This window comes from Halobacillus sp. ABH2_015 (assembly GCF_056158945.1).
In genome coordinates, this window is sequence record NZ_JBSWUG010000002.1 from 381,092 (window position 1) to 405,529 (window position 24,438).

Annotated in this window: 17 protein-coding genes and 1 pseudogene; 12 read left to right on the plus strand and 6 right to left on the minus strand. The window is 47.2% G+C overall.

Annotation, left to right across the window (positions count from 1 at the left end):
• The first annotated feature begins 156 nt into the window (after positions 1-156).
• From pcrB to ACXAD6_RS01975, 5 genes are all read left to right on the plus strand, one after another.
• Positions 157-867: a heptaprenylglyceryl phosphate synthase gene (gene pcrB / locus ACXAD6_RS01955; protein WP_474967404.1), complete on the plus strand. Its 711-nt coding sequence runs from the start codon at positions 157-159 to the stop codon at positions 865-867.
• Positions 864-3,098 (plus strand): DNA helicase PcrA, encoded by a 2,235-nt coding sequence (gene pcrA / locus ACXAD6_RS01960; RefSeq protein ID WP_474967405.1) that lies wholly within the window; start codon positions 864-866, stop codon positions 3,096-3,098. Before pcrB ends, pcrA begins: the two co-directional genes overlap by 4 nt.
• A gap of 14 nt (positions 3,099-3,112) precedes the next feature.
• Positions 3,113-5,116 carry an NAD-dependent DNA ligase LigA gene (ligA, locus tag ACXAD6_RS01965; RefSeq protein ID WP_474967406.1) on the plus strand — a complete coding sequence of 668 codons (2,004 nt, stop codon included), beginning with the start codon at positions 3,113-3,115 and terminating at the stop codon, positions 5,114-5,116.
• 12 nt (positions 5,117-5,128) lie between these two features.
• A complete protein-coding gene (locus ACXAD6_RS01970; protein WP_474967407.1) occupies positions 5,129-6,277 on the plus strand; it encodes a CamS family sex pheromone protein in 1,149 nt (382 codons plus the stop codon).
• A gap of 449 nt (positions 6,278-6,726) precedes the next feature.
• Entirely contained in the window at positions 6,727-8,301 is a 1,575-nt protein-coding gene (locus tag ACXAD6_RS01975; RefSeq protein WP_474967408.1) for a glycoside hydrolase family 32 protein, read from the plus strand.
• A 266-nt stretch (positions 8,302-8,567) separates the two neighbouring features.
• Here the strand turns inward: ACXAD6_RS01975 and ACXAD6_RS01980 are convergent.
• A pseudogene (locus ACXAD6_RS01980) lies at positions 8,568-8,732 on the minus strand (IS5/IS1182 family transposase); the annotation flags it as partial.
• Positions 8,733-9,220: 488 nt separating this feature from the next.
• Here ACXAD6_RS01980 and pruA point away from each other — a divergent pair.
• From pruA to rlmD, 7 genes are all read left to right on the plus strand, one after another.
• The gene (gene pruA, locus ACXAD6_RS01985; RefSeq protein ID WP_474967409.1) at positions 9,221-10,771 is read left to right on the plus strand and encodes an L-glutamate gamma-semialdehyde dehydrogenase; all 1,551 of its coding nucleotides are present in this window, start codon (positions 9,221-9,223) and stop codon (positions 10,769-10,771) included.
• Between the two features lie 496 nt (positions 10,772-11,267).
• Positions 11,268-12,779, plus strand: a complete 1,512-nt coding sequence (putP, locus tag ACXAD6_RS01990) for a sodium/proline symporter PutP (RefSeq protein ID WP_474967410.1) — start codon at positions 11,268-11,270, stop codon at positions 12,777-12,779.
• Between the two features lie 249 nt (positions 12,780-13,028).
• Complete coding sequence (gatC, locus tag ACXAD6_RS01995) at positions 13,029-13,319, plus strand: Asp-tRNA(Asn)/Glu-tRNA(Gln) amidotransferase subunit GatC (RefSeq protein ID WP_160839217.1); 291 nt, start codon at positions 13,029-13,031, stop codon at positions 13,317-13,319.
• 12 nt (positions 13,320-13,331) lie between these two features.
• Positions 13,332-14,804 (plus strand): Asp-tRNA(Asn)/Glu-tRNA(Gln) amidotransferase subunit GatA, encoded by a 1,473-nt coding sequence (gatA, locus tag ACXAD6_RS02000; RefSeq protein WP_474967411.1) that lies wholly within the window; start codon positions 13,332-13,334, stop codon positions 14,802-14,804.
• Positions 14,801-16,231 (plus strand): Asp-tRNA(Asn)/Glu-tRNA(Gln) amidotransferase subunit GatB, encoded by a 1,431-nt coding sequence (gene gatB / locus ACXAD6_RS02005; protein WP_027955740.1) that lies wholly within the window; start codon positions 14,801-14,803, stop codon positions 16,229-16,231. Before gatA ends, gatB begins: the two co-directional genes overlap by 4 nt.
• A gap of 162 nt (positions 16,232-16,393) precedes the next feature.
• Positions 16,394-17,299: a diacylglycerol kinase gene (locus ACXAD6_RS02010; RefSeq protein WP_474967412.1), complete on the plus strand. Its 906-nt coding sequence runs from the start codon at positions 16,394-16,396 to the stop codon at positions 17,297-17,299.
• Positions 17,300-17,671: 372 nt separating this feature from the next.
• Positions 17,672-19,057 (plus strand): 23S rRNA (uracil(1939)-C(5))-methyltransferase RlmD, encoded by a 1,386-nt coding sequence (gene rlmD, locus ACXAD6_RS02015; RefSeq protein ID WP_474967413.1) that lies wholly within the window; start codon positions 17,672-17,674, stop codon positions 19,055-19,057.
• Positions 19,058-19,078: 21 nt separating this feature from the next.
• Here the strand turns inward: rlmD and ACXAD6_RS02020 are convergent, their stop codons facing one another.
• From ACXAD6_RS02020 to ACXAD6_RS02040, 5 genes are all read right to left on the minus strand, one after another.
• Entirely contained in the window at positions 19,079-19,402 is a 324-nt protein-coding gene (locus ACXAD6_RS02020) for a hypothetical protein (RefSeq protein WP_474967414.1), read from the minus strand.
• Entirely contained in the window at positions 19,402-20,562 is a 1,161-nt protein-coding gene (locus tag ACXAD6_RS02025; protein ID WP_474967415.1) for a recombinase family protein, read from the minus strand. Before ACXAD6_RS02025 ends, ACXAD6_RS02020 begins: the two co-directional genes overlap by 1 nt.
• The gene (locus tag ACXAD6_RS02030) at positions 20,559-20,720 is read right to left on the minus strand and encodes a hypothetical protein (protein WP_474967416.1); all 162 of its coding nucleotides are present in this window, start codon (positions 20,718-20,720) and stop codon (positions 20,559-20,561) included. Before ACXAD6_RS02030 ends, ACXAD6_RS02025 begins: the two co-directional genes overlap by 4 nt.
• A gap of 218 nt (positions 20,721-20,938) precedes the next feature.
• Positions 20,939-22,423, minus strand: a complete 1,485-nt coding sequence (locus tag ACXAD6_RS02035; RefSeq protein WP_474967417.1) for a recombinase family protein — start codon at positions 22,421-22,423, stop codon at positions 20,939-20,941.
• Positions 22,414-23,838: a recombinase family protein gene (locus tag ACXAD6_RS02040; RefSeq protein ID WP_474967418.1), complete on the minus strand. Its 1,425-nt coding sequence runs from the start codon at positions 23,836-23,838 to the stop codon at positions 22,414-22,416. The genes ACXAD6_RS02035 and ACXAD6_RS02040 overlap by 10 nt, the downstream gene beginning before the upstream one ends.
• Between the last annotated feature and the right edge of the window lie 600 nt (positions 23,839-24,438).

A 24,438-nucleotide genomic window follows, 5' to 3' on the forward strand; every position in this document is an offset into this window, starting at 1 on the left:
CGGCCGAGAACATTCTCGGCCGCTTTTTTGGTTTGGCAGCCGGATTTTCCCGGTCGTTCTTTCACAGAATATTTACACTCTGAGGGAAACCCTCAACCCGGTGCCGAAATTTTGTTATAATCGACTAATGGATAACTGTTGTTTTGGAGGCCGGAAATGTACAATATAAGCAAGTGGGATCATGTGTTCAAACTGGATCCAAATAAAACGATTTCGGAAAAAGACTTGAAGGACATCTGCACATCCGGTACGGACGCGGTGATGATCGGCGGTACCGATGGGGTAACGTTTGAAAATGTTACCGATCTGCAGGAGCGGGTGGAGGCGTACAACGTCACCTGTGTGTTGGAAGTGTCCGATGTGGAAGCCGTTGCTCCGGATTTTGACGCTTATTTCATTCCGATGGTGCTGAACAGCGAAGATAAAAAGTGGATGCTTGATGTGCAGCATCAAGCAGTCAAAGAATACAGCGATATGATCAACTGGACGGCTATGCTGACGGAAGGCTACTGTGTCCTGAATCCCGAAGCGAAAGTTTTTCAAAAAACGTCCTGTTCTCTGCCGGATCAAGCGGACGTGCTGGCATATGCCCGGATGGCCGAGCATCTTTTCCGCCTCCCGGTTTTTTATATGGAATACAGCGGGACCTATGGTGATCCGGCTCTCGTAAAAGAAGTGGCGGATGTGCTGGAGGGGACGACGCTCGTATACGGCGGCGGTATCCGGACGATGCAGCAGGCAGCAGAAATGGCAGCCCAGGCAGACGTCGTCGTCATTGGGAATGTCATCTATGAAGATATACAAGTGGCGCTTCAAACGGTGGAAGCAGTCAAATCAACAAAGAAGAAGGATGGTGGACGTTCATGACTCAGGCGTTGAATGCTTTGATTCAAGGTTTGAATACAGAACAGCGCAATGCGGTAATCCATACAGAAGGCCCGCTGCTCATTATGGCAGGTGCCGGAAGTGGTAAGACAAGGGTGCTGACCCATCGGATTGCCTACTTACTCAGTGAAAAAGATGTAGCGCCGCGCAACATTCTGGCGATTACGTTTACAAACAAGGCCGCGCGCGAGATGAAAGAGCGTGTAGAATCCCTTGTCGGGAAAGACGGCGAAAAAATATGGATGTCGACGTTCCACTCGATGTGTGTCCGGATCTTACGACGGGACATCGACCGGATCGGCTATGACCGCAACTTCTCGATTCTGGATTCCAGTGACCAGCTTTCTGTCATCAAGCAGGTGCTGAAGGAACTGAACCTGGATCCGAAGAAGTGGGACCCACGGGCGATGCTCGGGGCGATCAGTAATTCGAAAAACGAACTGATGACGGCTGAAGATTATGCCAACCAGGCCGGCAGTACCCATGAGGAACAGGTGGCTGAAGTGTACAAAGGCTATCAGAAAAAGCTGCGTAAAAACCAGTCGCTCGATTTCGACGACCTGATCATGCAGACGCTCCGTTTGTTTGATGAAGTGCCGGAAGTGCTGGAAACGTATCAGCGCCGCTTCCAGTATATCCATGTCGATGAGTACCAGGATACGAACCACGCGCAGTACCAGCTCGTCAAGCATCTGGCGAGCCGGTATCAGAATCTGTGTGTTGTCGGGGATTCCGACCAGTCGATTTATGCGTGGCGCGGAGCGGATATTCAAAACATCCTCAACTTTGAAAGTGACTACCCGAAAGCACGGACCATCCTGCTGGAGCAGAATTACCGTTCCACAGAATTGATTCTCGATGCGGCCAACAACGTGATTGATAAAAACTCCGGCCGCAAGCCGAAGCGCCTCTGGACCGATAATAAAGGCGGCGAAAAGATTCACTATCATCAGGCTGGCACAGAGCGTGAGGAAGCCCTTTTCGTCACCGATAAAATCGGCGACCTCGTAAGACAGGGAAAGTTCCGCTATCAGGATACGGCGATCCTGTACCGGACGAACGCCCAGTCGCGTACGATTGAGGAGACATTCGTCAAAGCGGGCATCCCGTACCAGATGATCGGCGGTACGAAGTTCTACGATCGTAAGGAAATCAAGGATCTTCTTGCCTACCTGCGTCTCATTGCCAACCCGAACGATGATCTGAGCTTCCAGCGTGTGATCAACGAACCGAAGCGCGGGGTTGGAAAAACGAGTATGGATAAAATGATGGCCTATGCGGCCGATCACGATATTTCGCTGTATGAAGCAGCGGCGGAAGTCGATTTCGTCGGGGTCAGCGCCAAAGCAGCCAAGGCGATTATGAGCTTCCGCAAAATGGTCCAGAACTGGAGCGAGCAGCAGGAGTTCCTGTCAGCGACCGATATGGTGCAGCAGGTGATCGATAAAACCGGCTATGAAGAGATGCTCATGAACGAAAAAAGCATCGAAGCCCAGAGCCGTCTGGAAAACATTGAAGAATTCAAATCCGTAACGAAGAACTTTGAAGAAAATGCTGAAGATAAAACCTTGGTGGCGTTCTTGACGGATCTTGCGCTGATTGCGGATATCGATTCCATGAATGAGGACCCTAGTAGTGATGACACGGTCACACTTATGACGCTTCACTCCGCGAAGGGTCTTGAGTTTCCTGTCGTCTTTCTCATCGGGATGGAGGAGAATGTCTTCCCGCACAGCCGTGCATTGATGGATGAGGAAGAGATGGAAGAGGAACGCCGCCTCGCTTATGTAGGGATTACCCGTGCTGAGAAGCAGCTGTTTTTGACCCATGCGAAAATGCGTACGTTGTATGGACGGACGAACATGAACCCGATCAGCCGGTTCATCCATGAAATTCCGGAAGAGCTCGTCGACGGACGCGAGCAGAAGGAAGAGCTGCCGTTTTTCAATAAGAAGCGTGAAACGAGCCCGTTTGGGAGACAGACCCAGGAGCCGCCGAAGCGTTCTGCCAAGAAACCGAAGAAGACGGAATCGACCGGCGGAGAGAAGATCGGCTGGCAGCCTGGTGATAAAGCGACACACAAAAAATGGGGAACCGGCACCGTCGTCAAAGTGCAGGGTGAGGGAGATGCGCTTGAGCTCGACATCGCGTTCCCGGCACCGACAGGCATTAAGCGGCTGCTTGCCCGTTTTGCTCCGATTACGAAAGCGTAAGGAAGTGAATGAGTATGAACGCAAGTGAAGCGCAGCAGAGGATCGAGGCGCTGCGACAGGAACTCGAGCAGTACAGCTATCAATATCATACGCTCGATGATCCGTCGGTCTCTGACTATGAATATGATAAAAAAATGCAGGAGCTGATCAACCTGGAGGAGGAATTTCCGGAGCTGCAGACACCGGATTCCCCTTCCCAGCGTGTCGGTGGAAAGCCTCTCGATGCTTTTGTGAAGGTGCAGCATGATATTCCGATGCTCAGCCTCGGCAACGCTTTTAACGAGGAAGAGCTCCGTGATTTCGACCGCCGTGTCAAGAACGGCACAGACGAAGAAGTCAGCTACGTGTGCGAACTGAAAATCGACGGGCTCGCCGTCTCATTGAAATATGAGGATGGGGTGTTTGTCCGGGGAGCGACACGGGGAGACGGAACGACAGGCGAAGACATTACGAAAAACCTCCGGACCATCCGCAACATCCCGCTCCGTTTGAAAGAACCTGCCACCCTTGAGGTGCGCGGAGAGGCGTATATGCCGAAGCGCTCGTTTGTCGGTTTGAACGAAGCGAAGGAAGCGAATGGAGAAGAGCCGTTTGCCAATCCTCGGAACGCCGCAGCTGGATCGCTGCGTCAGCTGGACCCGAAAATCGCCGCCAAACGGAACCTTGATATTTTCCTTTACGGCATCGGTGTCTGGGAGGACGATCCGACAGACGCCCACAGTGAACGGCTGGAGCGGATGAAGAAACTGGGACTGAAAACGAACCCGGAATGGAAAAGGTGTAACAACATCGATGAAGTGATCGACTATGTGAACAGCTGGGTCGAACGGCGCCCGGATCTCGACTATGAAATAGACGGGATCGTCATTAAAGTAGATCGTCTGGATCAACAGGAAACGCTCGGCTTTACGGCTAAAAGTCCACGTTGGGCGACCGCTTACAAATTCCCGGCTGAAGAAGCGGTCACTACGCTTACGGATATCGAGTTAAGCGTCGGCCGGACAGGGGCCGTAACCCCGACCGCCATTCTGGAACCGGTCAAAGTCGCGGGAACGACCGTGCAGCGGGCTTCTCTTCACAATGAAGATTTGATCCGTGAAAAGGACATCCGCATCGGAGATACGGTCGTCATTAAAAAAGCCGGTGACATCATTCCTGAGGTGGTACGTGTACTTACGGATCATCGGACAGGGGACGAAGAGCCGTACTACATGCCGGAAACGTGTCCGGAATGCGGAAGTGAGCTTGTCCGGATTGAAGAAGAAGTCGCACTGCGGTGCATCAACCCGAACTGTCCGGCCCAGCTGCGGGAAGGATTGATCCACTTCGTATCCAGAAATGCCATGGATATCGAAGGGCTCGGTGAAAAAGTCATCGCCCAGCTATTCCAGGAAAACCTGATCCATAACATTGCCGACTTGTACAAGCTGGACCGTGAAGAGCTGCTGCAGCTGGACCGCATGGGGGAAAAGTCGGTCGAAAACCTGCTGCATGCGATAGAAGCCTCCAAGGAAAACTCTCTGGAACGCCTGCTTTTTGGTCTTGGCGTCCGTTACGTCGGCTCCAAGGCCGCCAGTACGCTCGCCCAGCACTTTGAGTATATGGAGGCTCTGAAGGCAGCAGACACGGAAACGCTGGAGGCGGTTCCCGAAATCGGCAGCAAGATGGCGGATTCGATCGCCAGCTATTTTGACAAGCCGCAGGTCATCGAGCTGTTGGACGAACTCCAGTCGCTCGGCTTGAATATGGAATACCTCGGCGCGAAGAAAAGCGACCAGCCGGAAGATTCTCCGTTCAAGGATAAAACGATTGTCCTGACCGGAAAGATGGAACATTTCAGTCGTTCGGAAGCGAAGAAAATCGTTGAAGGACTCGGAGGCAAAGTGACGGGGAGTGTCAGTGCCAAAACCGACCTTCTCATCGCCGGGGAGGATGCCGGTTCGAAATATACGAAGGCAGCAGATCTCGGCGTTGAAATCTGGGATGAAGAGCAGTTTAGAGAAGCTTTAAACGATTAGGGAGTGGAAAGCATGAGGAAGATGCACGCACTGTTACTTAGTTCGGTGCTTTTCGTGAGCGCGTGTACGCCCGTTTTTGATAATAGAGAAGAAGTCATACAGGAAACGACCGATGAGAACAATAACCAGTCGGCGATTGTTCCCAACTATACGATGTCTGAAGAAGATTACCGGATGATCCTGACCGAAAGCAGTCCGACAGTGTCTTCCGCCCGCGGCGTCACGACGAACCAGATGGGCAACCGGCTGGATATCGATGAATTTGAAAGCGGCCTGCGCCGGCACTCCAAGGAATACTATGACCCCGAGGATTACTTTTTCCAGTCGGGTCAGTATTTGACGGACGATACGCTGATCAGCTGGCTTTCCCGTGAAAGCGAGACAAATGAAGTAGGGCTGAACCCTGAACTCGACGAAGATGAAGCATCGGAAGAAGAGTTCCGTGACAGTCCGAAATACATTTCCAATATCGTTGAACAGGATTACTTAGTGAAGAAGGAAGAAAACGTCGTGGAACTGAAAGGGATCACGATCGGAATCTCCCTGCGTACGGTGTACAATTTCCAGACACCGGACGGAAAGAATTACTCTGAAAACCATTCGACCGAGGAGCTTTTGACTAAAGGGAAGCAGTACGCCGGGGAAATCCTGGAACGTATCCGCGAAGATGAGGAACTGAAGGACGTGCCTGTCGTATTTGCTTTGTATGAAGAAGAAGAGGCGAGCTCCAAAGTACCGGGCAGCTTCCTGAGCAAGGCGTATGTGAAAGGTTCATCCGCGTCCATCGGTGGCTGGGACACCATTGATGAGAAGCATGTCCTTTTCCCATCCAGTGAAGCGGAAACCGATCACTTCGATGATTCCCAGGTATTTTCGGACTTCAGAAAAGAAGTGTCCGACTATTTCCCGAACTTTGTCGGTATGATCGGCAACGGTTTTTACGTGAACAACGACCTGCGGGAGGTTACGATTGAAATTCCGATCGAATTCCAGTCGCAGTCCGAGGTTGTCGGGTTTACCCAGTATGTGTACAGTCTTGTTGTTGAAATGTTCCCGGACCATTATGGTGTTCAGGTGAACATTCACAGCATGGACGACCCGGAAAGCCTGATCGTTAAAAACGCAGGGGAAGAAGAACCCTTTGTACATGTCTATAAATAAAAGAAAGCCGTACTCTGATTTTCAGGGTACGGCTTTTTTTACCTGTGAAGTGATGACGGCCACGTTCCGCTTATCGAATGCTTGGCGCGGGCGTCACCACCGATAAGCTCCTTGTGTCCCAGCCGCATGGAGATGTGAGATCCTGAAAACGTTTGTGCACGGAAAGAGAATGGTCTGCGATTCTGGAAAAATACCAGGGTTTTCAACAAACTGAAACCGTACCCTGTAAATGGAGGTATGTTTTTTTTAATGACCTTGGTCGTTTTTTTCTGGTTCTTTAGTCATTTTTCCTTGAGGGATGAACCCGCTTACACACCTAAGGAAAAGGATTTCATCTTTGTTGTGAAGCGTGCGGAGGGTCTAAAGCACTCCCTCCGGTTAATAGTTGAAAGAAAGCTTCTCTCCCTATAAGATAATCTCGGATATTTAAAGAGAGAGGTTTGAAGTTTATGTCTACACGCCAACGAATTACAGCTTTGACAGGAGTGGTCGTACTCATCCTGTTCCTGATCATTTACATGCTGACGGTGTCGCCTGCCGAGCAGATCAATGAAAAGGAGGAAGCGGCTGAACGGGAGGAGATTTCCTATGACCAGTCGCTCCGTCCTCAATATCATTTTACTCCAGCGGAAAACTGGATGAACGATCCTAACGGAATGGTGTATTACGAAGGCGAATACCATTTGTTCTATCAATACAATCCGGATGGGGATCAGTTCGGAAATATGAGCTGGGGGCATGCAGTCAGTGAGGATCTCGTACACTGGGAGGAACAGGATGTTGCGCTGACACCTGATGAGCATGGCATGATTTTCTCAGGGAGTATCATTGCCGATGAAGAAAATAAAAGTGGACTCTTCCCAGATGAAGAAGGTGGTCTTGTTGCCTTTTATACGAGTGCCGGTGATGTTCAGGATCAACGGATCGCTTATAGCACCGACAAAGGAAGGACGTGGGAGAAATACGATGGGAACCCTGTCGTACCGAACCCCGGGATTGAGGACTTCCGCGATCCTAAGGTCATCTGGCATGACGAGTCTGAAACATACATCATGCTGCTGGCTGCAGGAAAAAAGGTGATGTTCTATGGATCAGAGAATCTGGTGGATTGGGAATACTTAAGTGAGTTCGGTCATACAGGAGCCCAGGGAGGTATCTGGGAAACGCCGGAATTGTTTGAACTCCCAGTAGATGGAGAGGAGGGAGATACACTCTGGGTGCTGCAGGTGGATATGAACCCGGGCAGTATCGCCGGCGGTTCAGGCGGCCAGTATTTTCTCGGAGATTTTGACGGTGCTGAATTTACAAGACAGGAGAAGTCCAATGACATCAACTGGGTGGATTATGGGACGGACTTTTATGCAGCCCAGGCCTTTAACAACATGAAGGACCGTGTCATATGGATGGCCTGGATGAGTAACTGGACGTATGCCTCCAGCCTTCCAACCGATCCGTGGCGCGGAGCGATGTCGCTTCCAAGGGAAGTCACGCTTCAAAAAGACAAAAACGGGGAAGTACAGCTGATTCAGCAGCCGGCCGATGAACTGAAAGACCATCGCGGAGATCTCATATATGAAGCCGCTGGTATCGAGCTGGAGGGTTCAGAGACGATTGATGGTTTTGAAGAAGAAACCTATGAGATTACAGCGGAAATGGAACCTGGCTCCTCTGGGGAATTCGGATTCCGTGTTCGATATTCCTCCGATATGCAGGAAGAAACCATTGTTGGATATGATACGAAAAACGACGTCGTATTCACCGATCGTCTGAACTCAGGAAAAACCGATTTCCACGAATCGTTTGCTGGTGTCTACCGGGCACCTTCCCGATTAGAGGATGGCACCGTTAAGCTGCACATCTTCGTAGACCGGTCCTCTGTGGAGGTGTTTGCGAATGGTGGACAGCAGGTCTTAACGACGCGGATTTTCCCATTCCCTGAAAGCAGTGGACTTGAAATCTACAGCAAAGAAGGGGATGTGAATATCAAATCGCTCCAAATTTACGATCGACCTTCAGCGTGGTAACCGGTGGCGTGCGGCTTATCAATGCTTCCCTGCCCAACCGGTCCTGGTGAACGGTACAGGGAAAGCATGACCTGACAACAAAGAAAAAAGCTTGTAGAGAAACTCCTGTTTCTTTACAAGCTTTTTTCTTTTTTTCCGCCAGGAGCGAAAGCCCCTTCCCTTTCCGCGGACGAGCGCCCGAGCTTCCTCGCAACACCCACGCTCGGTGATCTCGGCCCACTCGTTCTTCCGCAGGAGTGGAAGGGGCACCGCTCCTTGTTAGTTCTTTAAAATCGAAAAAGACTCCCCTTCACCCAGCTCACCCTTGTTTGATGGCGGGCAGTCTTTTTCATATTCCGGCAGGCAGCTGTCATCAGCGCCTGTTCTTTCCCTTTTTCTTTTCCATGCAGGCGGCAACAGCGCCGCTCATGCCGTTCTTTTGAATCTGCGAACCTGCATAGGGCACATGTTCTCTTCTATATATGCTAACGTCGGCACGAGGAGCGTTCGGTGGTGATGCCTGCGGGAACAGCACGGGCCGAAGATCCACTTGGGCAGGCGATCTTCCTGACCAAGTTAGCTGAGGCCGTGCCCGCGGCATTCATCCACCGATAAGCGGAAAGTGACCCTGCAAATGGACCACTCTAACTGGTTAACACAGGCTTTTTCTACAGCCCAACAGTCTTGATAAAGGCTGTTTTTTTATGCTGTATAACGGAAGGAATTTAGAAAGATTTAAGAGGGAACGGAAGCAGGAAGTACGATGCTCTGGGAATTTGAAAATGTTTCACCGGCCCGGGCTTTAGAGGGGAATAGAACGGGATATTCCGTTTGAATAAGGAACACGGGTGCGGTAGAATAATTGTGGAAACATTAATTATTGTAATTTTCTTAAAATTACAAGGCGTATACCCAACTACTTTCAAGGAGGCGTTTTTTTATGGTGGTCCCTTACAAACATGAACCATTCACAGATTTCGCGCTGGAAGAAAATCGAAAAGCCATGCAGGCTGCATTGAAGCAGGTGGAGGCAGACCTTGGAAAAGAGTATCCGTTAATCATCGGCGGGGAGCGGATCATGACTGACGAGAAGATCGAAGTCGTCAATCCGGCCAATAAAAAAGAAGTGATCGGCCGAGTGTCGAAAGCGAATCAGGACCTGGCTGAAAAAGCCCATCAGGTGGCTGATGAGACATTTGACTGGTGGCGGAAGACGAAGGCGTCGTACCGCGCGGATATTCTTTTCCGGGCTGCGGCCATCATTCGCCGCCGAAAGCACGAATTCACCGCCCATCTCGTCAAGGAAGCCGGTAAGCCGTGGAAGGAAGCCGATGCAGATACAGCCGAGGCGATTGATTTCCTGGAGTATTATGGGCGTCAAATGCTTGAAATAGATAAAGGAGTCGACGTGAACTCACGTCCGATTGAAAACAACCGGTTCCACTACATACCACTCGGCGTCGGTGTCGTCATTTCACCTTGGAACTTCCTGTTTGCCATCATGTGCGGGACAACAGTCGCCGCCATGGTGTCCGGTAACACCGTCCTATTGAAACCGGCCAGTGCCACCCCGATCATCGCCTATAAAATGATGGAGGTGCTTGAGGAAGCCGGTCTTCCTGCAGGCGTCATCAATTACATTCCAGGAAGCGGGAAGGAAGTCGGGGATTACCTTGTCGATCATCCACGCACACGCTTTATCAGCTTCACAGGCTCTCGTGAAGTCGGTACCCGCTTGTTCGAGCGGGCAGCGAAAGTCCATGAGGGACAGAAATGGCTGAAGCGGACGATCATTGAGATGGGCGGAAAAGATACCATTATCGTAGATGAAGATGCCGATCTTGAACTGGCTGCGGATGCGATCACGTATTCTGCTTTCGGTTTCTCCGGTCAGAAATGCTCGGCCTGTTCCCGTGTCGTTGCACATGAGGCCATTTACGACGACCTTCTCGACCGTGTCGTCCAGAAGACGAAGAAGGGCGTGAGTTATGGAGATCCATCTGATAACAGCCATTATATGGGGCCGGTCATCGACCAGGGAGCGTACGACAAGATTTTAAGCTATATCGACATTGGGAAAGAAGAAGGGAGTTTAATGTGCGGCGGAAAAGGGAATGACGGTACAGGTTGGTTTGTCGCGCCGACGGTTTTTGCCGATCTTGCTCCGGATGCACGAGTCATGCAGGAGGAAATCTTCGGTCCTGTCGTCGGTTTTACGAAGGCCAAGGACTTTGAGGAAGCTGTTCAATTCGCGAACAATACAGACTACGGCCTGACGGGGGCGGTCATTACGAACAACCGTGACCACATTGAAAAAGCACGGGAAGACTTCCATGTTGGGAACCTGTATTTCAACCGCGGGTGCACAGCAGCTATTGTAGGGTATCATCCGTTTGGCGGATTCAATATGTCCGGAACCGACTCCAAAGCAGGAGGACCGGACTACCTGCTGCAGCACATGCAGGGCAAAACATCGTCTGAGATGCTGTAAAGCAAAGGGCGCACCCTTCTTTTATCCAACATAAGAGGAGGGGTTTTTTTATAAGGCAGAAGTACATACTAAAGAGGCAGAGAAAAGGGGATAATTCCCTATTTTAACCAAAGTGGTGAAATTTTTTTGAAGAAATTTTGTGAATGAATATCATTAAAACATCGTATATACGCATTATTATGCATGATTAACGGATATTTATTCGAATAGGTAAAAATATGTAAATTTTTGCAATGTTCAGTCAAAAGTTATATGATATAGTTGTATCCGTGTTTGGTTTCCCTGAGTCTTTGTGACTCAAGAACCATAAGTCGGTACAAATGCATAACATTGTATATCATAAGTCTTGAAGGAGGTGAACCACTTGTTTGAGCTCGCGACTGCAGCATCAGCATCCATCGCCGGGGCGACCTGGTTCTGGTTGTTCGTCCCAATGCCAATACTAATTATTCTATCACTTATTTCCCTATTTACTGAGAGGAGCGAATAACAAACCATGAGTACTGCAACGTTAATAACGTTTATCATTTATTTAATCGGTATGCTGGGTATCGGATTTGCCGCATATCGTCTAACATCTGATTTATCCGATTATGTTTTAGGCGGTCGTCGTTTAGGACCAGGAGTAGCCGCACTATCCGCCGGTGCCTCTGATATGAGTGGCTGGCTGCTGTTAGGCCTGCCGGGTGCGATTTATGCTTCCGGATTGTCTGAAGCGTGGATCGGTGTCGGTCTTGCGATCGGTGCCTACTTAAACTGGCAGTTTGTCGCGCGTCGTCTTCGTGTATTTACAGAGGTTGCGAATGACTCGATTACAGTTCCTGACTATCTTGAGAACCGCTTCCGTGACAACTCCCACGTTCTGCGTGTTATATCTGCATTTGTCATTCTATTATTTTTCACCTTCTATACTTCCTCCGGTATGGTCGCCGGTGCGAAGCTGTTTGAAGCTTCATTTGCCTTAAGCTATACACAGGCTTTATGGCTCGGCGCGATCGTAACTATTTCTTATACGTTCCTTGGAGGCTTCCTTGCTGTAAGCTGGACAGACTTCGTCCAGGGAATTCTGATGTTCCTTGCTCTTATCGCTGTGCCGATTGTGGCTGTATCTGAGCTTGGTGGATGGAGCGCAGCGACAGACGCTGTTGCCCAGATTGATCCATCCCACTTGAACATGGTACAGGGTGTCGGTGCTCTGGCTATCATTTCCTCCCTTGCCTGGGGACTTGGTTACTTCGGTCAGCCACACATTCTTGTTCGTTTTATGGCGCTTCGTTCACCTAAGGATGTACCGAAAGCCCGTCTGATTGGTATCGGCTGGATGGTTCTCGGCCTGTACGGTGCCATTTTCACCGGTTTATTCGGACTTGCCTACATCAACACAGCTGATGTAGCGGACTTGTCCACGTTTAATGCTGAAGTCATTACAGAAGGCGGCATCCAGATGCTTGCCGACTCTGAGAAGATCTTCATCACGTTCTCTCAGATCCTGTTCCACCCGATCATTGCGGGTATCCTGTTGGCAGCCATCTTGTCTGCGATCATGAGTACGATTGACTCCCAGCTTCTTGTATCTTCTTCTGCACTGGCAGAGGACTTCTACAAGGCGTTGTTCCGTAAAAACGCTACAGAAAAAGAATTGGTATGGGTCGGACGTGTTGCCGTAGCCGGTATTGCTCTCATTGCCGTGCTTCTTGCCGGTAACCCGGACAGCACCGTTCTTGGACTTGTATCCTATGCATGGGCTGGTTTCGGTGCCGCTTTCGGTCCGATCATCATCCTGTCCTTGTTCTGGAAAGGCATCACCCGTAACGGGGCGCTCGCCGGTATTATCGTCGGTGCCGTCACTGTTGTCATCTGGGGTGACTTCCTGAGCGGCGGTATCTTCGATCTTTATGAAATCGTACCAGGATTCCTGTTGAGCACCCTTGCTACGGTGATTGTCAGTCTGATGGGTACACCGCCGAAAGAAATCATTGAAGAATTCAATGAAGCAGCTAGACGCTGAGTTTCTAGTATCATCCCCGGTCGCTGGACCGGGGATTTTTTATGTTTGAGCAGGTTTAAAAAAGAGGGGCTGCCTTCCATCCTGGTGTTCAATTTTCTGTCAGAAACGGTGGTCAATTTCCATCCGTACGGAAAAAGACAGGGGGCGGTGGATATGTTAAGATAGAAAAGGTGTGTTACGTACGTTGAAAATGGATTCTTAAATTTGGTATGATCATATATTATGTGAGATCGAAATGGAGGTCGCATTATGTCCAGAATCAGTAAAGATGAAGTGAAGCACGTCGCGAATCTTGCGCGTCTTGCGATCACGGATGAAGAAGCAGCAACATTCACAAAACAGCTGGATGACATTATTACCTATGCTGAACAGCTGAATGAGCTCGATACAACAGGCGTTGAGCCGACAACCCACGTCCTTGACCTTAAAAACGTCATGCGTAAGGACGAGCCGAAGAAGTGGATCACCCAGGATGATGCACTGAAAAATGCACCAGACAAACAGGACGGACAATTCAAAGTCCCATCCATTTTGGAATAAGGAGGTTCAACGATGTCTTTATTTGAGTACACGTTAAAAGAGCTTCAGGAGAAGCTACATAATAAAGAAATCTCAGTGACGGACCTTGTAGAGGAATCCTACAAGCGCATTGACGAAGTGGATGAAGAGATCCAGGCTTTCATCACACTGAATAAAGAAGCCGCCATGACGAAAGCAGCAGAACTGGATGCTGAGCGCGGAACGGCAGCGGAGAAGCTGTTCGGTCTGCCCATCGGCGTGAAGGACAACATCGTAACGAAAGGGCTTCGTACGACAGCTGGAAGCCAGATTTTGTCCAACCTGAACGATCCATTGTATGACGCAACCGTTGTGAACAAGCTGAACGACGCGAAGTCCGTCACGATTGGTAAATTGAATATGGACGAATTCGCAATGGGTTCTTCCAACGAGAACTCCAGCTACGCTGCTGTGCGTAACCCGTGGAACACGGATTATGTCCCAGGTGGCTCCAGTGGTGGTTCTGCGGCGGCTGTTGCTGCAGGCGAAGTCCCTTATTCTCTTGGTTCCGATACCGGTGGTTCCATCCGTCAGCCGGCCGCTTACTGTGGTGTGGTCGGATTGAAGCCGACATACGGCCGTGTCTCCCGTTTCGGATTGATTGCTTTCGCATCCTCTCTTGATCAGATCGGACCAATCACACGCAATGTCGAAGATAACGCGTTCCTTCTGGAAACGATTGCCGGTCATGACAAAATGGATTCGACATCTGCCAATGTAGAAGTGCCAAACTATACAGAGGCTCTGACAGGTGATGTGAAAGGCTTGAAAATCGCTGTACCGAAGGAATACCTTGCCGAAGGTGTCGCTCCTGAGGTGAAAGAAGCGGTTCAGGCTGCCCTGAAAGAATACGAAAAAATGGGCGCGACATGGGAAGAAGTTTCCCTGCCGCACTCCAAATATGCGCTTTCCACGTACTACCTGCTTTCTTCTTCAGAAGCGTCTGCCAACCTGGCCCGTTTTGACGGTGTCCGCTACGGCAAGCGTGCGGAAGATGCGGAGTCTATGCTGGATATGTTCAAGCGTTCCCGCGCAGAAGGCTTCGGTGACGAAGTGAAACGACGGATCATGCTTGGAACATTCGCGCTGAGCTCCGGTTACTACGATGCGTATTATAAGAAAGCCCAGCAGGTACGTACCCTTATTAAGAACGATTTCGAAAAAGTTTTCGAAGACTACGATGTCATCGTTGGACCGACAACACCGACACCAGCCTTTAAAGTCGGCGACAAAGTGGACGATCCAATGACGATGTATGCCAATGACATCTTGACGATTCCCGTCAACCTTGCCGGTGTTCCGGGCATCTCCATTCCTTGCGGCTTCTCCAGTGAAGGACTGCCGATCGGACTGCAGATCATCGGAAAACACTTTGACGAAGGTACTGTCTACCGTGCCGCTCACGCCTTCGAGCAGGCTACCGATTACCATACCCAACGCCCGTCCCTTGGAGGTGCGCGCTCATGAACTTTGAAACGATCATTGGACTTGAAGTCCACGTAGAACTGAAAACCGAATCCAAAATCTTCAGCCCGTCTCCGAACATGTTCGGAGATGATCCGAATACGAACGTCAACCCGATCGACCTTGGGTATCCGGGCGTTCTTCCTGTGCTGAACGAAGAAGCGGTGAACTTCGCTATGAAAGCGGCCATGGCCCTGAACTGTGACATTGCGGAAGATACGAAGTTCGACCGTAAGAACTATTTCTATCCGGACAACCCGAAAGCTTATCAGATCTCCCAGTTTGATAAGCCGATCGGAGAGAACGGCTACATCGACATCGAAGTCGATGGAAAGAAAAAGCGCATCGGTATTACCCGTCTTCACATGGAAGAAGACGCGGGTAAACTGACGCACAGCGACGACGGCTACTCCCTTGTCGACTACAACCGTCAGGGTACCCCGCTTGTTGAGATCGTATCCGAGCCGGATATCCGTTCTCCGAAAGAAGCATACGCCTACCTGGAAGCATTGAAAAACATCATCCAGTACACAGGCGTTTCCGACTGTAAGATGGAAGAAGGTTCCCTGCGTTGTGACGCCAACCTTTCCATCCGTCCGATCGGTCAGGAAGAATTCGGTACGAAAACCGAGCTCAAAAACTTGAACTCCTTCTCCTTCGTTCAAAAAGGGTTGGAATTCGAAGAGAAGCGTCAGGAACAGGAGCTGCTGAAAGGCGGCGAAATCCTTCAGGAAACCCGTCGTTATGACGAGCAGACGAAGGAAACGATCCTGATGCGTGTGAAGGAAGGTTCGGATGACTACCGTTACTTCCCAGAGCCGGACCTTGTCCCGCTTTACATCGATGAGGCGTGGAAAGAGCGCATCCGTGCGGAAATCCCTGAGCTTCCGGATGCCCGTAAGAAGCGTTACATCGAGGAGCTTGAGCTGCCCGCTTATGACGCAATGGTTCTCACCAACAGCAAAGAGCTTTCCGATTTCTTCGAAGAAGCGATTGGTCAGGGTGCTGATGTGAAACAGGCGTCCAACTGGATGATGGGTGAAGTATCCGCCTACATGAACAAGCACTATAAAGAATTGTCCGACCTTGCTTTGACACCTGAATCTCTTGCTAAAATGATTCAGCTGATCGAAGACGGTACGATTTCTTCTAAAATCGCCAAGAAAGTCTTCACAGAGCTTGTGGAAAACGGCGGCGATCCAGAGAAAATCGTTAAGGATAAAGGACTTGTTCAAATTTCCGATGAAGGCCAGCTTACGGAAATCATCGTGAAAATCATGGACAACAACCCGCAGTCCATCGAAGACTACAAAAATGGTAAAGACCGCGCCCTCGGATTCCTCGTCGGCCAGGTAATGAAGGAAACCAAAGGCCAGGCCAACCCGCCGATGGTAAACAAAATCATTCTGGCAGAAATGGATAAGCGCTGAAACGAAGCCTGGACTGAATCATAGAGGGACGAAGCACGCACTCCCGGGTGCGTGCTTTCGTATGGTTTAGGACGAACGGTCATATACTATATAAAGTTTGCAAAAACAGGAAAAAAAGATATGATGTATGATGGAACAAGCTTGGATAAAGGGGGTCATATGATGAAACGTGCCCGAATTATATATAACCCGACCTCTGGACGAGAACTCATTCGCAAGGTTCTCCCGGACATATTACAGAGATTCGAACAGTCCGGCTATGAAACCTCCGCGCATGCCACAACGTGTGCCGGCGATGCCGCTGAGGCCGCCCGTTATGCCGTCGAGCAGGAGTTCGACGTCGTTGTAGCCGCAGGAGGCGACGGAACCATTAATGAAGTGATCAACGGACTTGCCGAACAGGACCATAAACCGAAGCTCGGCGTCATTCCAGTCGGGACTACCAACGATTTTGCCCGTGCCTTGCACATCCCAAGAAACATCCATAAAGCCGTCGATATCATCCTTGAGGATTATACCCACCCTCTTGATATCGGACGCGTGAATGATCAGTACTTCATGAACATATCCGGTGGGGGAAAGATCACCGAAGTTTCCTATGAAGTACCAAGTAAACTGAAGACGATGATCGGTCAGCTTGCCTATTACTTGAAAGGCATCGAAATGCTGCCATCCATCCGTCCGACCCGTGTAGAAATCGAGTATGACGGCAAATGGTATGAAGGAGAAATCATGCTGTTTCTCGTCAGTAACACGAACTCCGTCGGCGGACTTGAGAAACTGGCTCCGTCCGCACGTATGGATGACGGCCTGTTCGATCTGATGATCATCGAAAAAATGAACGTCGCCGAGTTTGCCCGTCTGGCCACGCTCGCGATTCAGGGAAATCACCTGAACCATCCGAAGTTCATCCACACCACGGCCAGCCGTGTGAAAGTGAAGACGGATGAAAAGATGCAGCTGAATATTGACGGGGAATTCGGTGGATTATTGCCCGGGGAATTTGTCAATTTATACAGGCATCTGGAGTTTTTTGTACCGGAAGATAAGTTCAAGGAAGAAGAATAAGGGGGAGCGCTGCTGTTGGAACAGTGGCGTTCTTTTCTTTTGTTTGTAAGTGCTCGTGAGGGAATTGTTTGAGGTAGAAGTCCGCAGGCCTCCACAAGCTGCTCGAGGTCATAAGTCCACCGGCTCTGAAAAGGAAGAACGCTTTTCAGTTCCGCTGTTCTTATGCTTGTCGCAGCTGTCGGGGCGACTCCGCACATAAAGATATCCGGCTGCGTCGCCCAGCTGCTCGAGGTCATAAGTCCACCGATTGTGAAAAGGAAGATCACTTTTCATAATCGGCGTTCTTATGCTTGTCGCAGCTATCAGGGCGACTTCGCACTTAGGGATATGATAAACTACGGTTAGAGTATATAGATAAAGGACGGATGAATGATGGCGAAGGTGAAGCCGCCTGTACAGAAGAATGAGACGATACAAGTGACGTTTGAGGATTTGACGCATGAAGGCAATGGGGTAGGGAAAGTTGATGGCTATCCGCTTTTCGTACCGTATGGCCTTCCCGGCGAGACGGCTGATGTGAAGGTCGTGAAAGTGAAAAAGAACTTCGGCTTCGGTAAACTCTTGAAGGTGAGCGAGGAAAGTGAACACCGTGTCGAGCCGCCGTGTGACGTATTCTATCAATGCGGAGGCTGCCAGCTTCAGCATATGAGCTACCAGATGCAGCTCGATATGAAGCAGAAGCAGGTCAAAGACAACATGAAGAAAATCGGGCATCTGGAACACGTGCCTGTCCACCCGACGATGGGGATGGAAGATCCGTGGCGCTACCGCAATAAAGTACAGATCCCGGTCGGACAGAAGGAAGACGGTGAATTGATGACCGGATTCTATCAAAAGCGCAGCCACAACATCATTGATATGGATACGTGTCTAATCCAGGACGAAGTGAACGACCGCATGGTGGAAACCGTCCGCCGTATCGCATCCAAGCACGGCCTGGATGCCTATGACGAACAGACCCACCGAGGTGTGCTCCGTCACATCATGGTCCGCACAGGGCAGAATACGAATGACATTATGATCGTCATCGTAACGAAAACGAAAAAACTGCCTCATAAAGATGAAATGATCAGTGAGATCCGCGATGCATTTCCAACTGTGAAGTCCATCGTTCATAACGTGAACAGCGCGAGAACGAATGTCATTTTAGGAAAAGAAACGAACGTCCTTTGGGGCGATGAGTACATTTACGATACGATCGGTGACATCAAATTCATGATCTCACCAAAATCGTTCTATCAGGTCAATCCGACTCAGACGAAAACGTTGTATGATAAAGCGTTGGAATATGCGGATCTACGAGGCGGCGAAACCGTCATTGACGCTTACTGCGGCATCGGAACCATCTCTCTTTTCTTAGCTCAGAAAGCGAAAAAAGTGTATGGCGTTGAAATCGTACCGGAAGCCGTCACTGATGCGAAAAAGAATGCGCGTCTTAACAAGATGGACAATGCCGACTTCTTCGTCGGTGAAGCAGAAAAACTGATGCCATGGTGGCGTAACCAAGGGCTACGTCCAGATGTGATCGTTGTCGACCCTCCGCGTAAAGGCTGTGACGAAGAGCTGTTGAAAGCGATGCTTGATATGGAACCGGAGCGCATTGTGTATGTGTCCTGTAATCCATCCACGCTTGCACGAGATCTTAAAGTGCTGGAAGATGGCGGCTATGAGACGAAAGAGGTCCAGCCGGTAGATATGTTCCCGCAGACGAGCCACGTGGAGTGCGTCTCGCAACTCATTAGAAGAAAAGGCAACTAACCCTCTGGGGTGTTGCCTTTTTTATGTTTCTTGGAGCGGATTAACAAAACAATATTGGATATTAACACTGCCATCTTGGCTGCAGGTTATTTTCTCAACGAGGGAATGAAGGATTTTAGGTGTCAGTTCTTTCAATGTTAAAACATCTTTCAGTTTTTTACCGATATGAACAGCGTAGTTTTCACTTTCGCATTCCTTCAATTTTTCCTCAAGTTGAGCTTGATTGAGTTGAATCGTCTTTATTTTGTTATCCGTTAACTCTCGATATTCTGACAGTTCTTCTTTAGATATTACATTGTCAGTGTACAGGTTTACGTATTCGAGCTTTTTATTTTTTAAATTCATTAACTCGTCTTTGGCGTTTTCGATATCTTTTTGAAGGAGATGTTTTTTGTATTTAACTTTTTCATTAATGTAGACATAAAACTGTCATCCTTCAGCGTATCAAACAGCACCTGCAGGTCGTCTAAAATGACTTGTGTTAATTCCTTTTCTCGAAAAGCCGCTCTGTTGAGGCAGTATGAAGTGCCGTGCTTAATGTTTCCGCCACAGCGGTAACCTTTTTGATTGGCTTTAAACCACATACCTTTTTGGCACTCTTCGCAATAAAGGATATTCGTGAAAGTATGCTTCTTTGGAGCTGTAGATGACCTGGTGCGTGTTTTCATCATCGTCTGCACAGCACTAAATGTTTCCTTCTGGATGATCGGTTCATGCGTATCTTCAGTAATGACTTGGTTTTCTTCAGTAACTTCCCGTCTTTTTATGGAAGTTACAGAGATGGTTTCAGATCTGTTTTGTACGAGGTCCCCGCAGTAGTGACGGTTGTTTAGTATTATCTTAATACTAGAAGCGTGCCACAGTCTCGAAGCGTTTGCTTTGTTAGCCACTTGTGATGGTGTAGGGACTCCCTTTGTCGTTAAATTCTTCGCTATCGTGTCCATACCTATCCCATTAAGGTACTCTTCGAAAATATGTCTAATTGTATCAGGGGTACCATCTGTTTTCATTTTCAAGACACCATTCTCTGCTACATATCCATATGGAGGGATCGATCCTACAAATAGTCCGCGTTGTGCCTTTACACGTTTGGCCTGCTTGTTTCTCCTGCTGCTGTTTTCTGATTCGGTTTGATAAAGCCAAGCGAATAGGCCGAAATTTTGTTCATTCCCTTCCAGCGTGTTAATGGAGTTATCTAAGCAGATGATATGAATGTTATTGAACATACAAGTATCTTTCAACTCGTATGAAAGTCTTCCGTTTCTTGCGAGACGGGAGAGCTCTTTCACCAAAATCACATCATACATTCCTGCTTTTCCATCCTCAATTAAAGACTTTAATCCAGGGCGGTTTTCTTTGGTTCCAGATTTTTTATCTGTATAAATCTTGACGATTTCCCAATCCTTCTGGTTAGCAAAGTTTCTAAAAATGTCTACCTGATTATCAATTGATGTCCTTTGTGAATCTAATTCTGTTGAAACACGAGCGTATACTGCACATCTCATGCGCAATCACCACCTAAAGTAATTTTTTCATGAGATGCCGGTGAGTTTACAGAATTATTATTGACCATTTTTTCTAATTCTATTGTGACAAGCTGATGGACTAATCTCTTTACATCCACTGCGCTCTCAGGGGAAGCATATATGCGGTTGACTTTCATCTGGTTTCTCTCCTATGTTGTTCTTTTGGTGGGTATAATTTTCTGTTGTTTATCCAATAATAGAAGTATATTTCGGTTATTCATCTATATTGGTATACCATTATGGATAGATTACCGAACAACCCCTTGATAAAAGCCCTTGTGGCAAAGGGCTTGAGAGTAGCTGGTTTCCTTCTTCTATAAATGAAGTAGAAGTGTTCGGTTATCCATCCAGTCATTCATTGATTTGTTTCTGTACTTTGTCCAGCTAAAATAGGGTGAAAGCTTTCGAATGCATTTTTCTGGAAAATTATTTGAGGGATCTGATCTGGTGAAACGAGGACTTTGTTTACGAAGTAAAGGATAATCAGACGTTTCTCTTGTTGATTAAGCTGCCTTTCAATAACTTGATTAAATCGTGGGAAAAACAAATCTGAATGAACGGCTTCGAGTATTTCGTCTTGGATTTTCAGGGATCTTGTAAGACATTCTATATCTGATTCGTACTCTTCTAGTAAAGAGTTAATGAACATTTCAAGTTCCTTGTCCTCGTGTTCTTTAGCAATACAACCATTTGATTGTACTTTGTCAATATCTTTTCTTAATTTTTGTATCTTTTTTGTAGTTGTGTTTTTAACTTCTTTTAGGAATTGAATTGTAGAAGCTTTCATTGTTTCATTCGAGGCAAAAGATTGAACATGCTTTAGGACGGTTGGCAAAAGAGTCTCATGGGCATTGTTGACAGCTAACTTATAATTACAAGTTCGGCAGACATAGTATTGGTAGGAATATTTTTTACCTTTTCTGGTAGTGGAGGCATTTTGGGTTTTCAAGGCCGCTGAACATTCACTGCAATAGATTTTGTTTAAAAAGAGGAAAGGGGTATCGAGCCTTCCATATTCATTTTGTATCTTTACATTATTCTCATTTAAATGGATCAGGAAAGAATCGACGATCGGTTCATGTATCCCCTTAAATTCATAGGCTTTCTGTTTATTGTGTTTCCGGATATTCCAAGTTAAATCACCTGTGTATACCGGATTTTTAAGGATAGTTTCTATTGAACTTGACCTCCAGACGCCACCATTAGGTGACGGGATTTCAGCTTCATTTAAGATTTCGGCGATTTTTCCCATGGAAGTACCCCAGCTTTGCAGGTAATAGATAAAAGAAACAATCTCTGCTTTTTCATTTTGGATTAGTTTCTTGTCGACCTGATTGTAGCCATATGGAACTTTTGCGCCCGGCCGAATTATGTCTTTATTCTCAAGATCCGCAGTTAAACTTGCAAGTGCACGTTCTGATTTGATTTCTGATTCTTGGCGATAGAGAAGGAGAGCCACTGTGTTTTGTGGATTATCTGGATTAAAGGGTATGTCTGAGTTCGTTGTGTATAAGTCGAGGTTAGGAAGTGCTTCTTGAAGTGGACGGTAAAAATCCAACACAAAAGTATATCCAGTGCGGTCCATACGAGATTCTTCAAAGAAGATTACACGGGGAATATTGGTTTCTATCATCATATTTTTGAGTCTCATAAGTTCCTTCCGCTGACTGGCTCGTTTAGAATAAGCGCTGGTCACATCCTCGATATAAATGAAATCCTCAGGGACGGTGAAGTTTTTCCTGCGGGCAAACTCTTGTATATGCGCTTTCTGTATTTCAACACTATTATTTTCTTGCTGTTTATAAGAGGAACGCCTAATATAGCCGAATGCTAACTCCATGCTGTTTCATCTCCTGCATAAATCATTTCTGTTTGAAGGTCCCGCAAATATTTGAATTTGAAAACCTCAATTTCTACTTCATCCTCATACATAAAGACTTGCTTGATAAACAATGAATAGAGAAGTGATGAACTGACCTTTGTTCTGTCGTTCAGATAACTCTGAACAATTCCCGATAACTTTTTATTACTTTGAAGGAATTCCTCTTTTATTGTTATTTCCTCTAGTAATTCTTGCTGTTCCGCCTTTAAACGGTTCACTTTCTTGTAGCGATGATCATTCTTCCATTCCTCCGAGTATTGGTTGTTTGATAATACGATTTCCTCAGTTAATTCTTTGACTTTGGAATGTATGGCTGAGATTTTTGCTTCTGTCTGTTCTTTTATTTTTTTAAAGCTCTGTACTGAATGAAGAGAGAGCAGCTTATAGTCCATCTTAGTGATCATCTTTTGTAGCGCAAGGTCGATTATCTTTTCTAACTCAGAAAATGGAATTTTAACTTTGTTTCTCGGGTGCTCTTTTCTAGAACAAGCGAAAACTCCACCATTACTTTCTTTATTATGTCGGTAATTCAATGGTTTCTTGCAATACCCGCATTTAGGCGCATACATAGCTACCTGCAACTTTTGTTGTTCCGCTTGTTTTAGGTAAGTTTTGAATAATTCGCCTTTGGTTTCCTGAAGCTGCGTAAAAGCTTCTAAATTAATATAAGGGTCTACATGAATCAGTCTGTTTGCTCCTTTTTCAAGATCATAGGCAGCATAGAATGGGTTGACTGCCATTTTAATTAAACTTAACTCTGACCCGCAATTAAGTTTCTTTTGATATTCTTTTATCACTGATCTCAATTCCTGAGTAGTATTTACATCACTTAATACATGGAAATATTGAGTGATAATATCTTTCTTAGCAGGGTCCTTCCTGTATGTTTTTGTATCTTTATCTTTCTTATAGCCGAGGATTTGAGGGGGATATCGTCTCCGAGTTTCTTCCGTTCGGCGGGCTATGTTCTTGCCTTCAATATCACTGAACATACTTAATAAACCTTCGACGAATATGTCATCACTTGCTTGAATGTGTCCATTACCTACAGATGTATAAATGAGTTCAACGTTATGAGCCAAACGTAAGTCATTGAATTCCATACCTTCATAATGGTCACGAAATAAACGGCTTCGGTCGAAAGCATATAAGGCAGCAACTTTATTTTTTTTTATTAAGGAAATCAGCTTCCGCATTTCAGGTCTTTCATTGATAGATTTTTTGTTGGCTGAAATTGCATTTTCGTTAATGATCATAATGTTTTCTGATTGAAGCCTTTCTCTGTAATGGCGGTCTGCGGCTTCTTGAATGGCTATATCTTGTCCTTTAGTACTGACCCGTCTAAAGAAGACATGGATTTTATTTGTTTCCATTATTGCACCTTTTTTTTTATTTTGTGTAATGTCTCGTGAAGCAGTTTGGCTTGTAATCGATGTGGCAGTTGCAGCTGTTCAATGATTAAACGCGCTGTTAAATGCTGAATCCAAACACTTGTAGTGTTGTTATCTTCTGATACTGAACGTAGTTGAACTCGTCTTCTCATATTTTCACCTCCATCTAATTATCATTAACCGATGGAGGTGTTATTTATACTGCTATTCTTCTTTAGGTACCTCTTCGTCGAATAAATCTAGGCGCAATTGGACTGACGCTTCTTCTTGCCCTCTTTTAATCAAGATTCGAATTATTCCTCTTTCTTGCCCTGGAAAGGGTTGATTATCTTTTAGCGTGGACATGGTTGTTCTTCCTTTGTTTCTGATATTCTATGAAGCTATTAAGTAAAAATAGTGATAGAGTACCTTTCTGTAGTGGTTTTTTAAGCTTTTGTATCAATAGGGATTGAGAAGTATTCATGGTGTTTTTTCCTCCTTGTATGGTTTGTTCGGTAGTTCATCCACCAGCAGAAGGAACATAACCATTACATGGGATATGTCAAGAGTAATAGATGAAAAGGGGCATAATATTTTTTGAAA